Origin of the sequence: Paenibacillus sp. J23TS9, from assembly GCF_018403225.1 — a bacterium.
Lineage (GTDB): Bacteria > Bacillota > Bacilli > Paenibacillales > Paenibacillaceae > Paenibacillus_AQ.
The window spans coordinates 1-1,824 of sequence record NZ_BOSG01000014.1; the positions used below are offsets into that span (position 1 = coordinate 1).

At 50.3% G+C, this 1,824-nt stretch carries 2 tRNA genes and 3 rRNA genes; all 5 read right to left on the bottom strand.

Annotated elements, in window-relative coordinates:
- Positions 1-520, bottom strand: a 23S ribosomal RNA gene (locus KJS65_RS29400); the annotation flags it as partial.
- Positions 521-794: 274 nt separating this feature from the next.
- Positions 795-870: transfer RNA gene (locus tag KJS65_RS29405), tRNA-Ala, on the bottom strand.
- Positions 871-915: 45 nt separating this feature from the next.
- A tRNA-Ile gene (locus KJS65_RS29410) sits at positions 916-992 on the bottom strand.
- A gap of 46 nt (positions 993-1,038) precedes the next feature.
- Positions 1,039-1,155, bottom strand: a 5S ribosomal RNA gene (rrf, locus tag KJS65_RS29415).
- A gap of 129 nt (positions 1,156-1,284) precedes the next feature.
- Positions 1,285-1,824 (bottom strand): 16S ribosomal RNA (locus KJS65_RS29420); the annotation flags it as partial.

Here is a 1,824-nt window from a genome sequence, read left to right on the forward strand (position 1 = left end):
TTTCCCTCACGGTACTGTTTCACTATCGGTCACTAGGGAGTATTTAGCCTTAGCAGATGGTCCTGCTGGATTCATACGGGGTTTCACGTGCCCCGCACTACTCGGGATCCGTCTCGGAGAGAATACACTTTCAGCTACAGGGCTTTTACCTTCTATGCCGGGCCTTTCCAGACCTCTTCGCCTAATGTATTCCTTTGTAACTCCGTGTGAGACGTCCCACAACCCCAAGGAGCAAGCTCCTTGGTTTGGGCTAATCCGCGTTCGCTCGCCGCTACTGACGGAATCACTATTGTTTTCTCTTCCTCAGGGTACTTAGATGTTTCAGTTCCCCTGGTCTGCCTCTACATAACCTATGTATTCAGTTATGAGTAACTGCGAATTACCACAGCTGGGTTTCCCCATTCGGACATCCTCGGATCAATGCTTGCTTACAGCTCCCCGGGGCAGTATCGTTGTTCGCCACGTCCTTCTTCGGCTCCTAGTGCCTAGGCATCCTCCGTGTGCTCTTAGTAGCTTAACCATTTGCTCAAGTTTCGCGCCATGTGCTCTGTTGCTCGCCAGTTTCTTGATTGGAATAAACCAAGGTGGAAACTGTCTCACAAAGGATCACCTGTCACGAATCTTTCGCATGCTACTCTTATTTACTTGGTCAATAAATTGACACAAGCAGCTAAAAGGATATTTCTAAAACGCAAATTCGTTTCGTTATCTAGTTTTCAAGGATCAATCGATCAAATTTTCGTTCATCACGAATGTGTGAATGAAAGTTTAATCAAGTTTTAGATGAAAATGATTGGTGGAGCCAAGCGGGATCGAACCGCTGACCTCCTGCTTGCAAGGCAGGCGCTCTCCCAGCTGAGCTATGGCCCCATAGTTCACTTCATAAGTGAAGTATGGCTTACATATGAAGTTATATGGTGGGCCCTAGTGGACTCGAACCACCGACCTCACCCTTATCAGGGGTGCGCTCTAACCAGCTGAGCTAAGGGCCCATATATAATTTTGTTACAGCTCTTATGGAAACCCATAAGGGCATGCGCTTGGCGGCATCCTACTCTCCCAGGACCCTTCGGTCCAAGTACCATCGGCGCTGGAGGGCTTAACGGTCGTGTTCGGGATGGGTACGCGTGGAACCCCTCCGCCATCGCCACCAAACGCATTTTGAAAGAGTCTTGCTCTTTCAAAACTGACAACGAGTGAGATGAAATTTTTACGAAGTTAAACTTCGAAAGCATTTTCTTGCTTGTTATGAATGTCTTCGTTGCAGAAGACGATTCTCCATAGAAAGGAGGTGATCCAGCCGCACCTTCCGATACGGCTACCTTGTTACGACTTCACCCCAATCATCTACCCCACCTTCGGCGGCTGGCTCCCTTGCGGGTTACCCCACCGACTTCGGGTGTTGTAAACTCTCGTGGTGTGACGGGCGGTGTGTACAAGACCCGGGAACGTATTCACCGCGGCATGCTGATCCGCGATTACTAGCAATTCCGACTTCATGCAGGCGGGTTGCAGCCTGCAATCCGAACTGAGACCAGCTTTGATAGGATTGGCTCCACCTCGCGGTTTCGCTTCCCGTTGTACTGGCCATTGTAGTACGTGTGTAGCCCAAGTCATAAGGGGCATGATGATTTGACGTCATCCCCGCCTTCCTCCGGTTTGTCACCGGCAGTCATTCTAGAGTGCCCAGCCTTACCTGCTGGCAACTAAAATCAAGGGTTGCGCTCGTTGCGGGACTTAACCCAACATCTCACGACACGAGCTGACGACAACCATGCACCACCTGTCACCTCTGTCCCGAAGGCCGCCTCTATCTCTAGAGGA